General features: G+C 67.9%; 13 protein-coding genes. 7 read left to right on the top strand and 6 right to left on the bottom strand.

The annotated features are described in order from the left end of the window. Positions 1 to 632 precede the first annotated feature (632 nt). Positions 633 to 1,694 carry a ComEC/Rec2 family competence protein gene (locus tag SPR02S_RS25245; RefSeq protein WP_019059796.1) on the top strand — a complete coding sequence of 354 codons (1,062 nt, stop codon included), beginning with the start codon at positions 633 to 635 and terminating at the stop codon, positions 1,692 to 1,694. Further along, a complete protein-coding gene (locus SPR02S_RS63195; protein ID WP_158697855.1) occupies positions 1,691 to 2,461 on the top strand; it encodes a hypothetical protein in 771 nt (256 codons plus the stop codon). Before SPR02S_RS25245 ends, SPR02S_RS63195 begins: the two co-directional genes overlap by 4 nt. 39 nt (positions 2,462 to 2,500) lie before the next feature. On the opposite strand, the gene SPR02S_RS63190 is transcribed toward SPR02S_RS63195, so the two are convergent. Both SPR02S_RS63190 and SPR02S_RS60425 read right to left on the bottom strand, forming a co-directional pair. After that, positions 2,501 to 2,863 (bottom strand): hypothetical protein, encoded by a 363-nt coding sequence (locus SPR02S_RS63190; protein WP_158697854.1) that lies wholly within the window; start codon positions 2,861 to 2,863, stop codon positions 2,501 to 2,503. A 132-nt stretch (positions 2,864 to 2,995) separates the two neighbouring features. Then, on the bottom strand, positions 2,996 to 3,433 hold the full coding sequence (locus tag SPR02S_RS60425; RefSeq protein ID WP_078622986.1) for a hypothetical protein: 438 nt from the start codon (positions 3,431 to 3,433) through the stop codon (positions 2,996 to 2,998). Positions 3,434 to 3,564: 131 nt separating this feature from the next. On the opposite strand from SPR02S_RS60425, the gene SPR02S_RS63185 reads away from it, so the two are divergent. Further along, the gene (locus tag SPR02S_RS63185; RefSeq protein ID WP_158697853.1) at positions 3,565 to 5,325 is read left to right on the top strand and encodes a DUF2207 domain-containing protein; all 1,761 of its coding nucleotides are present in this window, start codon (positions 3,565 to 3,567) and stop codon (positions 5,323 to 5,325) included. A gap of 33 nt (positions 5,326 to 5,358) precedes the next feature. Here SPR02S_RS63185 and SPR02S_RS25230 read toward each other — a convergent pair whose 3' ends face one another. Further along, a complete protein-coding gene (locus SPR02S_RS25230) occupies positions 5,359 to 6,084 on the bottom strand; it encodes a 3'-5' exonuclease (protein ID WP_019059793.1) in 726 nt (241 codons plus the stop codon). Between the two features lie 181 nt (positions 6,085 to 6,265). Here SPR02S_RS25230 and SPR02S_RS25225 point away from each other — a divergent pair, with 181 nt between their 5' ends. The 3 genes from SPR02S_RS25225 (at position 6,266) to thrS (ending at position 10,185) form a co-directional block, all read left to right on the top strand. After that, positions 6,266 to 6,832, top strand: coding sequence for a DUF4365 domain-containing protein (locus SPR02S_RS25225; RefSeq protein ID WP_019059792.1), 567 nt, complete (start codon positions 6,266 to 6,268; stop codon positions 6,830 to 6,832). Beyond that, positions 6,829 to 8,061 (top strand): hypothetical protein, encoded by a 1,233-nt coding sequence (locus SPR02S_RS25220; RefSeq protein WP_019059791.1) that lies wholly within the window; start codon positions 6,829 to 6,831, stop codon positions 8,059 to 8,061. The genes SPR02S_RS25225 and SPR02S_RS25220 overlap by 4 nt, the downstream gene beginning before the upstream one ends. Before the next feature lie 147 nt (positions 8,062 to 8,208). Then, positions 8,209 to 10,185 (top strand): threonine--tRNA ligase, encoded by a 1,977-nt coding sequence (thrS, locus tag SPR02S_RS25215; protein ID WP_019059790.1) that lies wholly within the window; start codon positions 8,209 to 8,211, stop codon positions 10,183 to 10,185. A 31-nt stretch (positions 10,186 to 10,216) separates the two neighbouring features. Here thrS and SPR02S_RS25210 read toward each other — a convergent pair whose 3' ends face one another. Further along, on the bottom strand, positions 10,217 to 10,873 hold the full coding sequence (locus SPR02S_RS25210) for a potassium channel family protein (RefSeq protein WP_019059789.1): 657 nt from the start codon (positions 10,871 to 10,873) through the stop codon (positions 10,217 to 10,219). Positions 10,874 to 10,940: 67 nt separating this feature from the next. Between SPR02S_RS25210 and SPR02S_RS25205 the strand changes: the two genes are divergently transcribed. Further along, positions 10,941 to 11,501, top strand: a complete 561-nt coding sequence (locus SPR02S_RS25205) for an HIT family protein (protein ID WP_033282250.1) — start codon at positions 10,941 to 10,943, stop codon at positions 11,499 to 11,501. Positions 11,502 to 11,520: 19 nt separating this feature from the next. Here SPR02S_RS25205 and SPR02S_RS25200 read toward each other — a convergent pair whose 3' ends face one another. Beyond that, on the bottom strand, positions 11,521 to 13,185 hold the full coding sequence (locus tag SPR02S_RS25200; RefSeq protein ID WP_019059787.1) for an AbeC-like domain-containing protein: 1,665 nt from the start codon (positions 13,183 to 13,185) through the stop codon (positions 11,521 to 11,523). Positions 13,186 to 13,393: 208 nt separating this feature from the next. Then, the gene (locus tag SPR02S_RS25195; protein ID WP_019059786.1) at positions 13,394 to 15,589 is read right to left on the bottom strand and encodes an elongation factor G-like protein EF-G2; all 2,196 of its coding nucleotides are present in this window, start codon (positions 15,587 to 15,589) and stop codon (positions 13,394 to 13,396) included. Positions 15,590 to 15,657 lie beyond the last annotated feature (68 nt).

Raw genomic sequence — 15,657 nt, 5'->3', positions numbered from 1 at the left:
GCCCCGATTCTGGATCGCGACTCGCTACTTCGTTGTGCCTGCGGGTTCGGTCTCCGGAGCTGTGAGCCCGCACACGAGCTTGGCCCGGCCAGCCGAAGGGACGACCAGCTCTACATCGTGAGCCTTGGTGATGAAGTCGAGCGCGGCCAACACGTCCCCGTGGCGCTGCCTACTGAGTCCCGGTTCAGCGGGATCCTACGTACAGCATGTGGGTCTGGTTCAACTGATCAAGGACTTTATGGCTGAACTTCAGTACGTCAATTGCAGTAGCTGACACGGGTGTTCTGGCCTACCGGTTCACTTGCTGAAGTCTGCATAGGTCGTGACTTGCTGTAGTCGTTCGATCCCCGTGTGTCTAGGTGTTGGTTCCGAGCTGGGTGTTTGCTGTGGACCTAGGTTTTTGCGTGGCTGTTGGGGTGAGGGGTACGGACGGTCACCACGCAACAGAAGTGATCACAAATGGTCACGTCTGAGTGGTGGTCTATTCCTTTTGCCTGCCCAAGGTTTGACGGAGCGTGAAGAAGTGGCGGACCGCCGGGGTTACTCTGCGTTGGTAGTTGGCCGAAGGTACGGGGGTGCGACGGCCGTCTCTTTGTGTGATGCGCCAAAGCGCCTGGAGCCAAGGAATCAACATGGGGTACGAGATCGACTTCCTCCCGGTGGGGAATGAATCCAAGGGTGGCGATGCCATCGCCTTCCGGTACGGGAACCTTCACGGACTGCGCCGCGAGCAGACCGTCGGCATCATCGACGGCGGGTACACCGAGTGCGGTGACGCCCTGATCGAGCACGTCGAGAAGTACTACGCCACTGACAGGGCCGACTTCGTGGTGTCGACGCACACCGACCAGGACCACATCTGCGGTCTCAAGACGGTGCTGGAGAAGATGCGCGTCGAGCAGCTGCTGATGCACCTGCCCTGGGACCACTCAGCGGCGATGGAGCGCGCGCGGACTTCGTCGTACTGGCGCAACAAGCTGAACGACCCGGCCCGCCGGATGCTGGAGGCGGCGCTGGAGTTGGAAGCCATCGCGCGGGCACGTCGTGTCGAGGTCGTCGAGCCGTTCGCCGGCGTGAGCACGAAGGACGGTGTCTTCTCTGTGCTCGGGCCGACCGAGTTGTACTACGAGGAACTCGTCACGGAGCTTGCAGCGGAGACCGTCGAGGCGAGGAAGCAGGAGGTGCCGAAGAAGCTCGTCGGCGAGGGTCTGTATAACGAGACCCTTCGGGACGACGGCGAGACGTCGCTGACGAACAACACCAGTGTTGTGACCCTGTTGGATGTCGACGGTAAGAAGCTGCTGCTGACCGGTGACGCTGGAATCCCTGCACTTAGCCATGTGGTCGACGAGCTTGAGGAGAATGGATTCTCCCCTGGTGACCTCCGGTTCGTTCAGGTGCCCCACCATGGGAGCCGTAACAACGTCGGGCCGACCATCCTGGACCGTCTGCTCGGAGCCAAGGGGCAGAGCGATGTGGGAACGGCGTTCGTGTCAGCGCCGAAGAAGAACCCCGACAACCGGCACCCGGCGAAGAAGGTAACCAACGCCTTCCGTCGGCGCGGTTACCCCGTCCACGCGACCCAGGGCAGTACGAAGTGGCATCACAGCTCCGACGCCCCTGGCCGTTCGAGCTACAGCCCGTCGCAGGCACTTCCCCTGCACACACTCGTCGAGGACGACGGTGGCGCATGACTGTGGAGATCCTCAATGCATACGAGCGCCGGGCGCGGCTAGTGCCTGGCGTGCTCGCGATCGTTCCGCTGATCGTTCTCTTCGCAGTGCTGGGGTTGCGGCAGATATCGGGAGTCTCCTATGTCCTCGGAATCCTTGCTGTTGCGGGTGTCGGTCCCGTACTGATTGTCGGCGCCGTCCGTAATTTCGGGAAGGCTGTTGAAAAACGCCTTTGGGAGAGTTGGGGTGGACCACCAACGACCGTATGGCTGCGGTTGGGCGCACAAACAAAAAGTGCAGCGCAGCGCGAATCGTGGCGGAAGGCGGTTGAGGCCGTATCTGGTGTCTCGTTGCTCTCCTTGGAAGCTGAATGCCAAGACGCGGCCGGGGCGAATGATGCGATTGGGCGGGCAATCGAGCGTGTGCGCAAAAAGACCCGAGACAAGGAGAAGTTCGAGCTTCTCTTTTTTGAAAACCGAAACTACGGCTATGAGCGCAACGTCTATGGTGTTCGGTGGGCCGCAAGAGGCATAAGTCTTCTCTCTGGGTTTACTTTGGTGGGCTACATGGTGTGGGTAGCGCCATTGGTGGACCGGCCGCAGGTATCAGCCGCGAACTTGCTTGGTCTTGCGCTCTGCCTGGTCTGCCTCTTCGGTTGGTTCATTCTGCCGTCTAAGAATCGCGTAAAAGATGCTGCCGATCGATACGCCAACGAGTTGCTTCACGCAGCAGTGACGTTGCAAGAGGAGTCCGAAGCTCCCGACCAAAACGCAAGTGCTGCGTCGTGAAAAACCGCCCCAATTGTGGGGCGGTTTTCGCTTATGGCGCTATTGGCCTTTCGGCTGCCTTCCGCGTCTAGTGATCGGCTCGGGAGGGTCTTCGGTTCCGCCCGCTGCCGCCGTCTGTCCCAGGATGCCCGCAATGGAGGCTCGTCGTTCCTGGAGCCGTCGTTCCTCGGCGTCAAGCTCGGCCATGGCTTTCTCTTGGACTGTTTCATCCTCAAGCGTCTTTGCGACCCAGCCTTTGAGTGCCACAACGCCAACGTCATTGACGCTTTGCTCGGTTATGCTGCGCAGCCCCTCGATCTGCTCTCGCAGAACCGGATCAATGCGCACAGCGAACACCACTGGCTTGCGTTCTTCCTCGACCGCTAGCTCCTGTGCTTGCATGTCTGGTGCTTGTTCTTCCATTCAAACCTCCTTCCGATTTACTGGTTGGCAGGAGGTATTTATAGCGGGCGGATCTGAAAAATTGGTTGGTAGGCACTGATTGACCCCACCGATCATGTGAAAGGTGGGGCCAATCTGGAGGTTCGATCGTTGCTAGGGCCGATCGTGCGGATCCCGCATTTTTACACCGCGCTTTCGTAGGCGCAGGCGCACTGTCTCCGGATCAACACTCAGTCGGTCGGCAATGCGGGCTGTTGACAAACCTTGATGTACATAAAGCCGTTCGGCTTCGTCAACGTTTGCCTCGGTGAGCCGACGCCAGCGAGGCGTAATGCCGTGGCGCTTGAGGATGCCGCTCACTGTCTGCCGCTTGATTCTGAAGCGGTCGGCGAGTTGGTAGGTGGTCGCCCCAGACCTGTACGCCTTAACCAGCTCTGCGACTTCGGGAGCTTTGAGCCGCTTGGCAACGCGACGCGGTGGCTTCGGCACGCGCTCAATGGGTGGAGCTTCGGGCCCTGGCAGGCTGGCAAGAAGGTTTCGGAGGGCTTGCAGCCTGTACTTCGTGTTCCAGTCAAGTACCTTGTCGCCCACCGGGAAAGACCGGTCCGCATCAGCGGGCCGGTTTTTTCGTGTCCGGGCACGTCTTCGTGTCCGCTGTGCGTCTTGAGGGGGGCGTCATGAGTGGTGGGGAAGGCAAGAGACGGAGAGGGAGACGGGGGAAGGTGACTTCCCTACGGCGGCGCCGAGTTCGGTCGTTGATCGTCATGGTCGTCGGTCTGGTCGTGTTCGGTGGGGTCGCCGCCGGCGTACAAGCCCTCGCGAACACGGAGCGGGTCACCTCGATGTGGGTCGGTGCCGAGATCCGCGCCGACGGGAGCGCCCGGATCACCGAGGTCATCGACTACGACTTCGGGCACTCGGGCACAACGCACGGCATCTACCGTGACGTACCGGACGCGAACTTCCTGACCGATGACGTCCGGGCCACCATGGACGGGCACAAGGTTCCCTACGCCACCACCTTCGGCGCCTCCTACCGGGACGTGAACGGCAGGGAGTCCGTCGCCGACCGGCTCAAGGTGGGCGACCGTGACCGCACGGTCGGGGGAGTGCACCGCTATCGACTCCAGTACACGGTCGCCGACGTGGTGAAGGACGGCAAGCTCGCCTGGGACGCCGTCGGCACCGGCTGGAAGGTCGACCGGGCGAATGTGGAGATCCATGTGGTGGACGCGTACGGGTTCACCGATCTCCGCTGCGAGCACGGGAGTTGGGACCACGGCAAGCCCTGTACGGCCGAGCAGAGCGAGCCGGGGCACCTTGTCGTCAAGCTCGGCAAGCTCAGCGGCCATGAAGGCCTCACGCTGTACGCCACCGCCGCCAAGACCAAGGCCGTGACCGCGGCAGCGCTGCCAACGGCGCCCACCGGCAAGGCCGTTGGCACCTCCCTTCCGCAACCGCTGTACAACAGCGGGCTGTTCCTCGCCCTCGGGCTGGCCTGCGTCGCACTGACCCTGGGCGTGCTGCGGTTCCTCGGGCGGGACCGGGTGCTGGAGGACGGCGGGCGGGTGCGGCGCGTCGAGGTCGAGCGGCTCGCCCGGTCGGTCACTCCGTCCGCCACACCGCCCGAGGGCCTGACGCCTGCCCAGGCCGGCGTCCTGCGCGTGGAAGCGGTCATGGACCAGCACAAGGTGGCCTGGCTGCTCGACGCCGCGGCCGACGGTCATCTCACCATCGAGGGCGACGATCAGCATCCGGTCCTGAAGCGGCACGGGCGTCCGGTGAACCGGGAGATCAGGGACGTGCTGGACCGGATGTTCGCCGGCGGCACCGGCCTGGTCCTCGGCAGGCGTGACCAGTCGTTCAAGGCGGGCTGGGAGGACCTCTCCTGGAAGCTGGGCAACTGGCGCAAGGCGAGCGACCTGTGGGACACCACCCTCACCGAGCGTCTCGCGCGGTGGGGTCGGGCCCAACTGGCCGTGCTGCTGCTCGCGTTCGTCCTCGTGGTCACCGGCGGTGTGCTGAACGGCCATCGCATCGCGGCCGGACTGCCCGTCCTGCTGGCGGGTGCCGTGGCCGCCGGTCTCGGTCTCGCCGTAGTCGCCCGGGGCTGGGAGTTGGACCGACGTACCCCGCACGGCGCCGCCCGCTGGCTCCAAGTCGAGGCGTTCCGGCGCTACTTGGCCGACCCCGGCACCTGTCCCGACGAGCTGCCCGTCGGACCGGAGGCGGATCGCTACGCGGCATGGGCGGTTGCCCTGGGGGTCGAATCCGCCTGGGAACAGGCCATCGGCGCTTCGACTTCGGCACCGAGAGCAGGGCGGCGTTTCTCGCTCGATCTCGGCGATGTGCTGCTCGCCGCCGTCGTGGTCTCCGCGGCCAGCCAGTCCTCCGGTTCCGGTGGAGGTGGCTCCGGCGGCGGTGGTTCCTCCAGCGGCGGAGTCGGGGGCGGCGCCGGTGGTGGGGGCGGCGGCTCCTGGTGAGGTGCGGGGCGCCGGTGCCGGCGCCCCGTTCGGTCAGGCCGCCGCGTCCAACTCCGGGCGCAGCGGCCAGGACTGGTCCACGGACTCAGGGGTGCCGCTGCGGGCGAACCACGCCTGGAGGCCTCGGGCCTGTGCCGCGTGCCATGTCGACTGCAGGGTGTGCAGTTCGGCGGGGGACAGGCGTTCCAGGCGGGTCGCGAAGCGGCGGCCGAGGGCTCGTACGACCTCCAGGGAGGCCAGCGCGTCCGCGCCCGCGTCGTGCGCGCCGTCCAGCGTGACGCCGTAGTGCGCGCACAGGTCGGTGAGGGTGCGGCGGCCCTTGCGGTAGCGGTCCAGGTGTTTGTCCAGGACCCGGGGGTCCAGGACCTGTAGCGCCGTCGACTCGAACCAGTGGTCCAGCGTGCACGCGCGGTGGCGGCGCAGCTCGCGGTCCAGCAGGGTCAGGTCGAACGGTGCGTTCATGACCACCAACGGGCGTCCCATCGCGGCCTGTTCGGCCAGCTCGTCGGCTATCTCGTGCATCACCGGCGCGGGCCAGCGGCCGTTGCGCTGAAGATGCTCATCCGTCAGTCCATGGATCGCCGTCGCCCCGGCGGGCACCGGCACCCCCGGGTTCACCAGCCACCGGGTCACCCGGGGACGGGTGCCGGGGGCGTCCTGGACGACGATCGCGGCCGACACGATCCGGTCGGTCTCCACATCCACGCCCGTGGTCTCCGTGTCGAACGCGGCCAACGGGCCCTCGTACCAGCACGTCATACGTACACAACTCCTCGTTCACCCACGGCAGCTGACGTACCGTCTTCTGCCTGTTTGGTGATACCCGGGCTGTTTGCGCCGTACGCCGGAAGGACACAACAGGAGTGCGGGTCTTTGCAGTTCAGCGACCCGATCAGGCATTCAGCACAGCAATTCACCTGAACTCGGAAGGCTGTTGGCCATGGTGATAGCGCAGCCCGAGCGGGGCGGGCTGCTGCCCGAACGGACGGCACCCCAGCGCGGATCGCTCGCCACCACCGCCTGCATGGAGACACTGCAGGTGGGCTATCTGCACGCCGTCGCCGCGGCGGCCGGCTGCTCGCTGTCGCAACCCTTTCCGGACAACGGCATCGACTGGCACGTCAGTCACGGCTCGCCCGGGCACACGGTGGACGACGAGGTCACGATAAAAGTGCAGCTCAAGTGCACTTATCAGATCCCGCCGAACCCGCCGGGACGCTCCTTCTCCTTCACGCTCGACAACGACCATCTGCGCAAGCTCGCCCGCACCCCGGTCTCGGTGCACAAGATCCTGGTCGTGATGCTCGTCCCGCGTTCCCAGGACGACTGGCTGCGCGCCAGCCACGACCGGCTCGACCTGCGGCACTGCTGCTACTGGGTCAACCTCGCCGGTCACGCGATCACCGGCCGGACCCGGACCACCGTGCGGATACCGACCTCGCGCATCTTCGACGACCGGGCGCTGTGCGAGATCATGACGCGGGTCGGGACGGGAGGCAGGCCATGAGGCACCGCTCGGTCGAGGAACACCTGCGGTCGGTACGACCGCATCCCGAGGACGGCACGTTGTGGGACCGTGCGCCGGAAGCCGATCAGGTCGACCCCGCCGTCCTCGGCGCCCTGCTGCGCCGGCACGGCTGGCAGCGCCGCGGCGGAGCCGCCGGACGGTACGGCCGCTGGACCCCACCCGGGCCCGGCGGCTCGGGCATCAGCCTGCTGGTCCCCGAGAGCCGGGCCTTCCCCGACAGCGACGACCTCCTCGGCGAGGCACTCATCGCGCTCGCCCGCAGCAACACCCCCTCCGCCCGCGAGGTCCTCGTCGGCCTCGCCGTACCGAGCGACGAGATCCGCTGGTGGCGCGACATCCCGACCGGACCGGCCGGCGCCGCGGCCTGGACCGTGGAGGAGCAACTCCGCGCCGCCGCCCGCCAGATGCTGCTCGCCGCCGCACTCGCCACCCGCGCGCGTGCCGGCTACTACGGCGCCCGCCACCGCCGCCCCGCCGCCGCGTCCCTGGACCACGTCCTCGTCGGCTCCGCACCCGGCGGCCGTCAGCTCACCGCGTTCGTCCCCGTCGACACCGGCCGCGCCCTCGCCGTACGTCTCCACCAGGCCCTGTACGCAACCCGCGAGGCCATCGACTACGAGCGGGCCACCGGCGGCATGGACGCCTTCGACGGGGCCGTGGAGGCGGGCGTCAGCCGGGAGTTGACCGAAGCTGTCGTCGCGCTGGTGCGTGGCACCGAGGGCGCGCGGATCGCCGTCGAGTGGGCACCCGGCGCGGGTGTCCCCGAGGGCTGTGCCGCGCAGGCCGAGGCCGTCGAGTTCTCGCCGGGTGACCTGCCCGTGCTGCGCGCGGCCGGGGCCCGCTATCTGCGCGAGGAACCGGCCATGCCCGTGCGCATCACCGGCTCGGTGGTGCGGATGCGCAGGTCGGGGCCGCGCGGCGAGGGCACGGTACGGATGCAGGTGATCGCCGGCGCCGAGGTCGGGCACGTCCGGATGACCCTGGACGAGGAGTCGTACCGGATAGCCGGGCACGCCCACCTCGTCGGGCTGCCGGTGCGGGTGCACGGGCGGCTGGAGAGCCGGGGCGGCTTCCGTCGGCTGACCGGCGCCTCCGGGGTCGTACCCGTGCAGGTGGACGAGGCGGAGCGGGACCGGCTGATGAAGTCGATCCAGGGGCACGGGGAGAGTGCTGCCTTCTTCGAGGAGGCGTGCAGCGGGGAGGACTGAGGGAGCGCAGGGGAGTGGGGCCGGTCCGGTCCCGGGCCTGGGCCCGGGGGCGACCGTTTCGCGGTGGGGCCCGTAGGGTCGGTACGATCCCCTATTGCGCGCGCTCACGGTATGGCGCCGCATCCACCCTGTAGTCAGGAGAGACCCGTGTCAGACGTCCGTGTGATCATCCAACGCGATTCCGAGCGGGAAGAGCGCACGGTGACGACGGGCACGACGGCCGCCGAGCTCTTCGCCGGCGAGCGCTCGATCATCGCCGCGCGCGTGGCCGGAGAGCTCAAGGACCTGGCGTACGAGGTGAAGGACGGGGAGGAGGTCGAGCCCGTCGAGATCTCCTCCGCCGACGGCCTGAACATCCTGCGCCACTCCACCGCGCACGTCATGGCGCAGGCCGTGCAGGAGCTGTTCCCCGAGGCCAAGCTGGGCATCGGCCCGCCGGTCAAGGACGGCTTCTACTACGACTTCGACGTCGAGCGGCCGTTCACGCCCGAGGATCTCAAGGCCATCGAGAAGAAGATGCAGGAGATCCAGAAGCGCGGGCAGCGGTTCTCGCGCCGTGTGGTGACCGACGAGGCGGCTCGTGAGGAGCTGGCCTCGGAGCCGTACAAGCTCGAACTGATCGGCATCAAGGGCTCCGCGTCGACCGACGACGGCGCGGACGTCGAGGTCGGCGCCGGCGAGCTGACGATCTACGACAACCTCGACGCCAAGACCGGCGACCTGTGCTGGAAGGACCTCTGCCGAGGCCCGCACCTGCCGACCACGCGCAACATCCCGGCGTTCAAGCTGATGCGCAACGCAGCCGCCTACTGGCGCGGCAGCGAGAAGAACCCGATGCTCCAGCGCATCTACGGCACCGCCTGGCCCTCCAAGGAGGAGCTGAAGGCGCACCTCGACTTCCTGATCGAGGCCGAGAAGCGCGACCACCGCAAGCTGGGCAGCGAGCTGGACCTGTTCTCCATCCCGGAGCAGATCGGTTCCGGCCTCGCGGTCTTCCACCCCAAGGGCGGCATCATCCGCCGCACGATGGAGGACTACTCGCGGCGCCGGCACGAGGAGGAGGGCTACGAGTTCGTCTACACCCCGCACGCGACGAAGGGGAAGCTCTTCGAGACGTCCGGGCACCTGGACTGGTACGCCGACGGCATGTACCCGCCCATGCAGCTCGACGAGGGCGTGGACTACTACCTCAAGCCCATGAACTGCCCGATGCACAACCTGATCTTCGACGCGCGCGGCCGCTCGTACCGTGAACTGCCGCTGCGGCTCTTCGAGTTCGGGACCGTGTACCGGTACGAGAAGTCGGGCGTCGTGCACGGTCTGACCCGCGCGCGCGGCTTCACGCAGGACGACGCGCACATCTACTGCACGCGCGAGCAGATGGCCGACGAGCTCGACAAGACGCTCACGTTCGTCCTCAACCTGCTGCGGGACTACGGCCTGAACGACTTCTACCTGGAGCTGTCGACCAAGGACCCGGAGAAGTTCGTCGGCTCGGACGAGGTCTGGGAAGAGGCCACGGAGACGCTGCGCCAGGTCGCCGAGAAGCAGGGGCTGCCGCTCGTTCCGGACCCGGGTGGCGCCGCGTTCTACGGCCCGAAGATCTCCGTCCAGACGAAGGACGCGATCGGCCGGACCTGGCAGATGTCCACCGTCCAGCTGGACTTCAACCTGCCGGAGCGGTTCGATCTGGAGTACACCGGGCCCGACGGTTCCAAGCAGCGGCCGGTCATGATCCACCGGGCGTTGTTCGGGTCCATCGAGCGGTTCTTCGCGGTACTGCTCGAGCACTACGCGGGTGCGTTCCCGGCGTGGCTGGCGCCGGTGCAGGCGGTCGGGATTCCGATCGGGGACGCGCACGTCGAGTACCTGGAGAAGTTCGCCGTGGCGGCGAAGAAGAAGGGGCTGCGCGTCGAGGTCGACTCGTCCTCGGACCGCATGCAGAAGAAGATCCGCAACGCGCAGAAGCAGAAGGTCCCGTTCATGGTCATCGTCGGCGACGAGGACATGAACGGCGGGACGGTGTCCTTCCGTTACCGCGACGGTTCGCAGGAGAACGGCATCGCGTTCGACGACGCCATCGCGAAGATCGAGCAAGTCGTGGCGGACCGGGTGCAGGTCTGACCCTGTTGCTTTTGGGAGGCCCTCGGGGAGTTCAGATCCCCGGGGGCCTCTCGTCGTCCTCCCGTGTGAAGATCTGGAGCAGCCAGGAGGCGAAGGTTCCGGTGACCGCGCCGAGCAGGGCCAGGCCGATGGCCATCATTCCTACGGCGATCAGGCGGCCGAGCGGGGTGATGGGTGCTACGTCGCCGTAGCCGACGGTCGCGAAGGTCGCGCAGGTCCACCACACGGCGTCGCCGAACGTCCTGATCGTCGCGCCCGGGGCCGCGTGCTCCTCGTGGTAGACGGAGAGAGCGCCGGCGAAGCCCAGCAGGACGGTGGACAGGCCGGCGTACACGATCACGCGCGCGTGGAGGGCGAGTCGGGGTTGTCCGTGCCGGCGCTGCACGGCCTCGTAGACCCTGACGACGCGGAGCGGTCGCAGTAGGGGCAGGAGCAGGACCAGGGTGTCCAGCCAATGGGTCCGGACGAAGCGCAGCCGCTGCCCGCTCAGCCGCCAGCGGACCGCGTAGTCGACGGCGAAGAGCGCCCACGCGGCGAACAGCACGGCGAGGCAGAGGTCCTGCCAGGTGTCCGGCAAGCTGTGGGCCAGGATGCGCACGGCGTACGCGGCGAGGAAGACCAGGGACGCCACGGCGAGGGGGACCTCTGTGCGCTGCTCCCAGCGGGCCTTGCGGCTGTCGTCGTCCATCGGCCCAGCTTGGCGCGGGAGGGGTTTCGCGCAACCCCGGCGACACGCCGCGAACGGGCGAAGCCATATGCTTCCCTGCATGACGAGTGAGCCGGAGCAGCAGATCGGAGTGGGCACGCCGGACGCGTTCCAGCGCCTCTGGACGCCCCACCGGATGGCCTACATCCAGGGTGAGAACAAGCCGACCGGCCCCGGTGCCGACGACGGTTGCCCCTTCTGCTCGATCCCGGCGAAATCGGACGAGGACGGGCTGATCGTCAGGCGCGGTGAGCTGGTGTACGGGGTGCTCAATCTGTACCCGTACAACGGCGGCCATCTGATGGTCGTGCCCTACCGTCACGTCGCGGACTACACCGACCTGACCGACGCGGAGACCGTGGAACTCGCGGCTCTCACGAAGCAGGCGATGACGGCCCTGCGCACCGCGTCCGGCGCCCACGGCTTCAACATCGGCATGAACCAGGGGAGCGTGGCGGGCGCGGGTATCGCCGCCCACCTCCACCAGCACATCGTCCCGCGCTGGGGCGGCGACACGAACTTCATGCCGGTGGTCGGCCACACGAAGGTGCTGCCGCAACTCCTCGCGGACACACGGAAGATGCTCGCCGATGCGTGGCCCACGGCGTGAGCCACGCGACGGGGGCCGGCTACGCGTCGTAGAGGTCCGCCTTCTTCGGTGACACCTCCTGCACGCCTCCGCTGAGGGCCGACGATCGGCTGCTGAACTTCTCCGTGTCCACGCCGTTCTCGTCGAGGACGCGGATCGCGGCGGCGTGCACCACGCGCAGGACCGGTGTCGCGGCGCGCAGCGCGTCGTCCGCCATGAAGCGGTGGCGCCAGGGCTGGTCGGCCCAGGCGTGCCGCAGGCCGAACGGCTCGGGCAGGGATATGGAACCGCCGAGCCAGTTCAGCAGCGGCGGGTACCAGGTGAACGGGGCGCGGACCGCGAGACGTATCACCTCGTCGGTGGGGACGAGCGGGAGCTTGACCTTGCGGGTCTCCCACGGCTTGAGGGTCTTCTGGACGTCCTTCGTGGGGGCCTCGGGCTTGCCGGTGAACAGCGAGTTCACCGGCCCGAGGGCGTGTCCGGTGATCTCGATGCGTAGCGTCTTGTGCAGCACGGTCACCGTGATCATCATGGTCATGACCAACTGGCCTTCCCAGAGCGTCCACTGGACACCCAGGTAGTGCCGGTCGCCGCTGCCGAACTGCTGCTTGTTGCAGATGTCCTGTATGGCGTGCGTCTTGACCTGGTACGCGTCCACGTCCGTGCCCTCGGGCCGGGACACCGCCTTGGCACTCTCTCCGACATGCGTGACGACCCAGTGGCGTATGGACGCCTTGGGAAAGCCGCCGGTGTTGATCGTGTTCCGCTCCAGCATGCGCAGGTCGTCGTGGATGTTGCGGATGACGTCCCAGCTGCGGAAGGGGTGGATCTCCCGGTTCTCGTCGCGCGCGATCAGGTCCTCGGCGAGCTGCCAGCTGCCCCAGCGGGTGCCCATGCCGAGGATGCCCTTGGGCCCGGCGTAGAAGACCGAGTTGGACTGCTGCTCGGCGCTGAGCTTGGCCAGGGACTGGCGGAGCTGCTCGGCCTGGGTCTCGCCGGGGCTGGTCGGCACCGCCTCGGGGACCTTGGCGCCGACGCTGCTGCCCGACAGCAGGCTGTCCCAGCGCCCGCGCAGATCCTTCGCGGTCTTCTCGCAGACCTGCTTGGCCCACAGCCAGCCGACGACGGGCAGGACGACGCACGCGCGTGCGTACCAGGACCAGAAGCCGTGGAACGGCATCTTGATCAGGAAGATCACGGCGACGGCGCCCACCGCGACGAGCAGGGTCGTGGCGATCGCGCCGGCCCGCTTGTTGGTCTGGGTGCGCTTGTCGACCAGGCTGCGCAGCTGGAAGACCAGCAGCCAGACGATGAGTCCGGGCAGGAACAGCACGCCGCACAGGACCATGATCGTGGACAGCCTGTTGTCCCGGGCCCGGCGGATGTTGTTGGCCGCCAGGGCGTGCTCGACGACGGCCTGCGGTTCGGTGCCGAACGACTGGATGAGCGGCTTGCGGCCGGCGCCGAGCATGCGGGCGATCACGGCTCCGGAGAACGCCTCACCGAGGTTGGGGCGGAACAGCGACGCCCACTTGCCCTCGTTGACGGCCGTCTGGTGCCATTCGTTGTCGGCCTTCTTGATGTCTGCGACCGGGTTGTCCCGGTAGGCCGCCGAGGCCAGCGCGAAGGTCGCCGTCTGCCCCTCGTCGCCGGTACGCGGCACCTGTGGTCCAAAGATGTCCGCGTAACCGCTGTCAACGGTCATTCCCGCCCCCGATCGCCGCTGTTCCCGCTTCTGCGGCTTTCCCGACTTCCGTGCTCCGCACACCTGTTGATCAGGTCATCAGCGTATCGGCCATCACTGACATCCGTCGGCGGACAGCCGAAGCTGCCGGCCAACCCGGAAGAAAGCGTTCCGTTTGGGCCACTTGTGGGTCGTCGCACGCCACACGTGAGCCCCACGGCATCAACTGCTAGGCGTCGCCCGCCTCTTCGCGGATCCGCTCGGCGATCTGCGGAGGCATCGGCTCGTGGCGGGCGTAGGCGCGGTTGAAGCGGGCCGTGCCGTGCGAGAGGGAGCGGAGGTCCACGGCATAGCGGCCGATCTCTATCTCCGGCACCTCCGCGCGGATCAGCGTGCGCCCACCGGTCGTCTGCTCGGTGCCGAGCACCCGGCCCCGCCGCCCGGACAGGTCGCTCATCACCGCGCCCACGTAGTCGTCGCCGACCAGCACGGTCACCTCGGCCACCGGTTCCAGGAGATGGATCTTCGCGTCGACCGCGGCCTCCCGCAGGGCGAGCGCCCCGGCCGTCTGGAACGCGGCGTCCGAGGAGTCCACGGAGTGCGCCTTGCCGTCCAGGAGCGTGATCCGTACGTCCAGAAGCGGATGGCCGGCCGCAACTCCCCTTGCCGCCTGGGCCCTTACGCCCTTCTCCACCGACGGGATGAACTGCCGCGGCACCGCGCCCCCGATGACCTTGTCCACGAACTCGATGCCCGTGCCGCCCGGCAACGGCTCGACCTCGATCTCGCAGATCGCGAACTGCCCGTGCCCGCCCGACTGTTTGACGTGCCGGCCGCGCCCCTGCGCCTTGGCGGCGAACGTCTCCCGTAGGGAGACCTTGTGCGGCACGAGGTCGACCTGGACGCCGTAGCGGTTGCGCAGCCGCTCCAGGGCGACGTCCGCGTGGGCCTCGCCGAGGCACCACAGGACGACCTGGTGGGTGTCCTGGTTCTGTTCCAGGCGCATGGTGGGGTCCTCGGCGACGAGCCTGCTCAGGCCCTGCGAGAGCTTGTCCTCGTCGGCCTTGCTGTGCGCCTGGATGGCGAGCGGCAGCAGCGGGTCGGGCATCTCCCAGGGCTCCATGAGCAGCGGATCGTCCTTGGCCGAAAGCGTGTCGCCGGTCTCCGCGCGGCCCAGCTTCGCCACGCACGCGAGGTCGCCCGCGATGCAGTGCGTGAGCGGCCGCTGCTGCTTGCCGAAGGGTGCGGACAGGGCGCCGACGCGTTCGTCGACGTCGTGGTCCTCGTGCCCGCGGTCGGCGAGCCCGTGCCCGGAGACATGGACGGTCGCGTCGGGCCGTAGCGTCCCGGAGAAGACGCGCACCAGGGAGACCCGGCCGACGTACGGGTCGGAGGCGGTCTTCACGACCTCGGCGACCAGCGGGCCGTTCGGGTCGCACGCCTTCAGCTCCCGCGCCCTGCCGTCGACCGTGGTGACCCCGGGCGCCGCGCGCTCCAGCGGGGTCGGGAAGCCGCAGGTGATCAGCTCCAGGAGCTCGACCGTGCCGAGGCCCTGCCGGGAGCCCTCCGCGGCCGGAGCGGCGGCCAGCACGGGGAAGAACACCCCGCGCGCGACGGCCCGTTCCAGGTCGCCGATCAGCGTCTTGACGTCGATCTCCTCGCCACCGAGATAGCGGTCCATGAGGGTCTCGTCCTCGCTCTCCGCGATGATCCCCTCGATGAGCCGGTTGCGGGCCTCCTCGATCCGCGGCAGCTGGTCGGGCCCGGGCTCCGACTCCTTGCGCTCCCCGGACGCGTAGTCGAACACCTTCTGCGACAGCAGCCCGACAAGACCGCTCACGGGCGCGTGCCCGTCCGGCCCCGGCACGCCGTGCAACGGCAGATACAGCGGGAGTACGGCGTCGGGGTCGTCCGCGCCGAAGACTTCCGCGCAGGTCCGGGTCATCGATTCGAAGTCCGCGCGCGCGGACTCCAGGTGCGTGATGACGATGGCGCGCGGCATGCCGACCGCCGCGCACTCCTCCCACACCATGCGGGTCGAGCCGTCCACGCCGTCGGAGGCCGAGACGACGAAGAGGGCCGCGTCCGCCGCACGCAGACCGGCCCTCAACTCGCCGACGAAATCGGCGTACCCGGGGGTGTCGAGAAGATTGACCTTGTACCCGTCCCAGTCGACGGGCACCAGGGAGAGCTGCACCGAGCGCTGCTGCCGGTGCTCGATCTCGTCGTAGTCGGAGACGGTGCCGCCGTCCTCCACGCGGCCCGCCCGGTTCACCGCCCCCGCGGTCAGCGCGAGGGCCTCCACCAGAGTGGTCTTGCCCGATCCGGAGTGGCCGACCAGCACCACATTCCGTACGGACGCGGGGTGGTCGGCCGCTGTAGCCCTGCCGGCGGCTCCGGGGTGTGCGTTCGCCTTGTCACCCATGGCCTTGCCTCCCGTACACGGTGAGGTCACTGTGGGCGCGGACACACGCAGCCGCGTGCGGTGGCGGC

Origin of the sequence: Streptomyces prunicolor NBRC 13075 (assembly GCF_000367365.1) — a bacterium.
Taxonomy (GTDB): Bacteria; Actinomycetota; Actinomycetes; order Streptomycetales; family Streptomycetaceae; genus Streptomyces; species Streptomyces prunicolor.
This window is presented reverse-complemented; position numbering and strand designations above follow the sequence as displayed.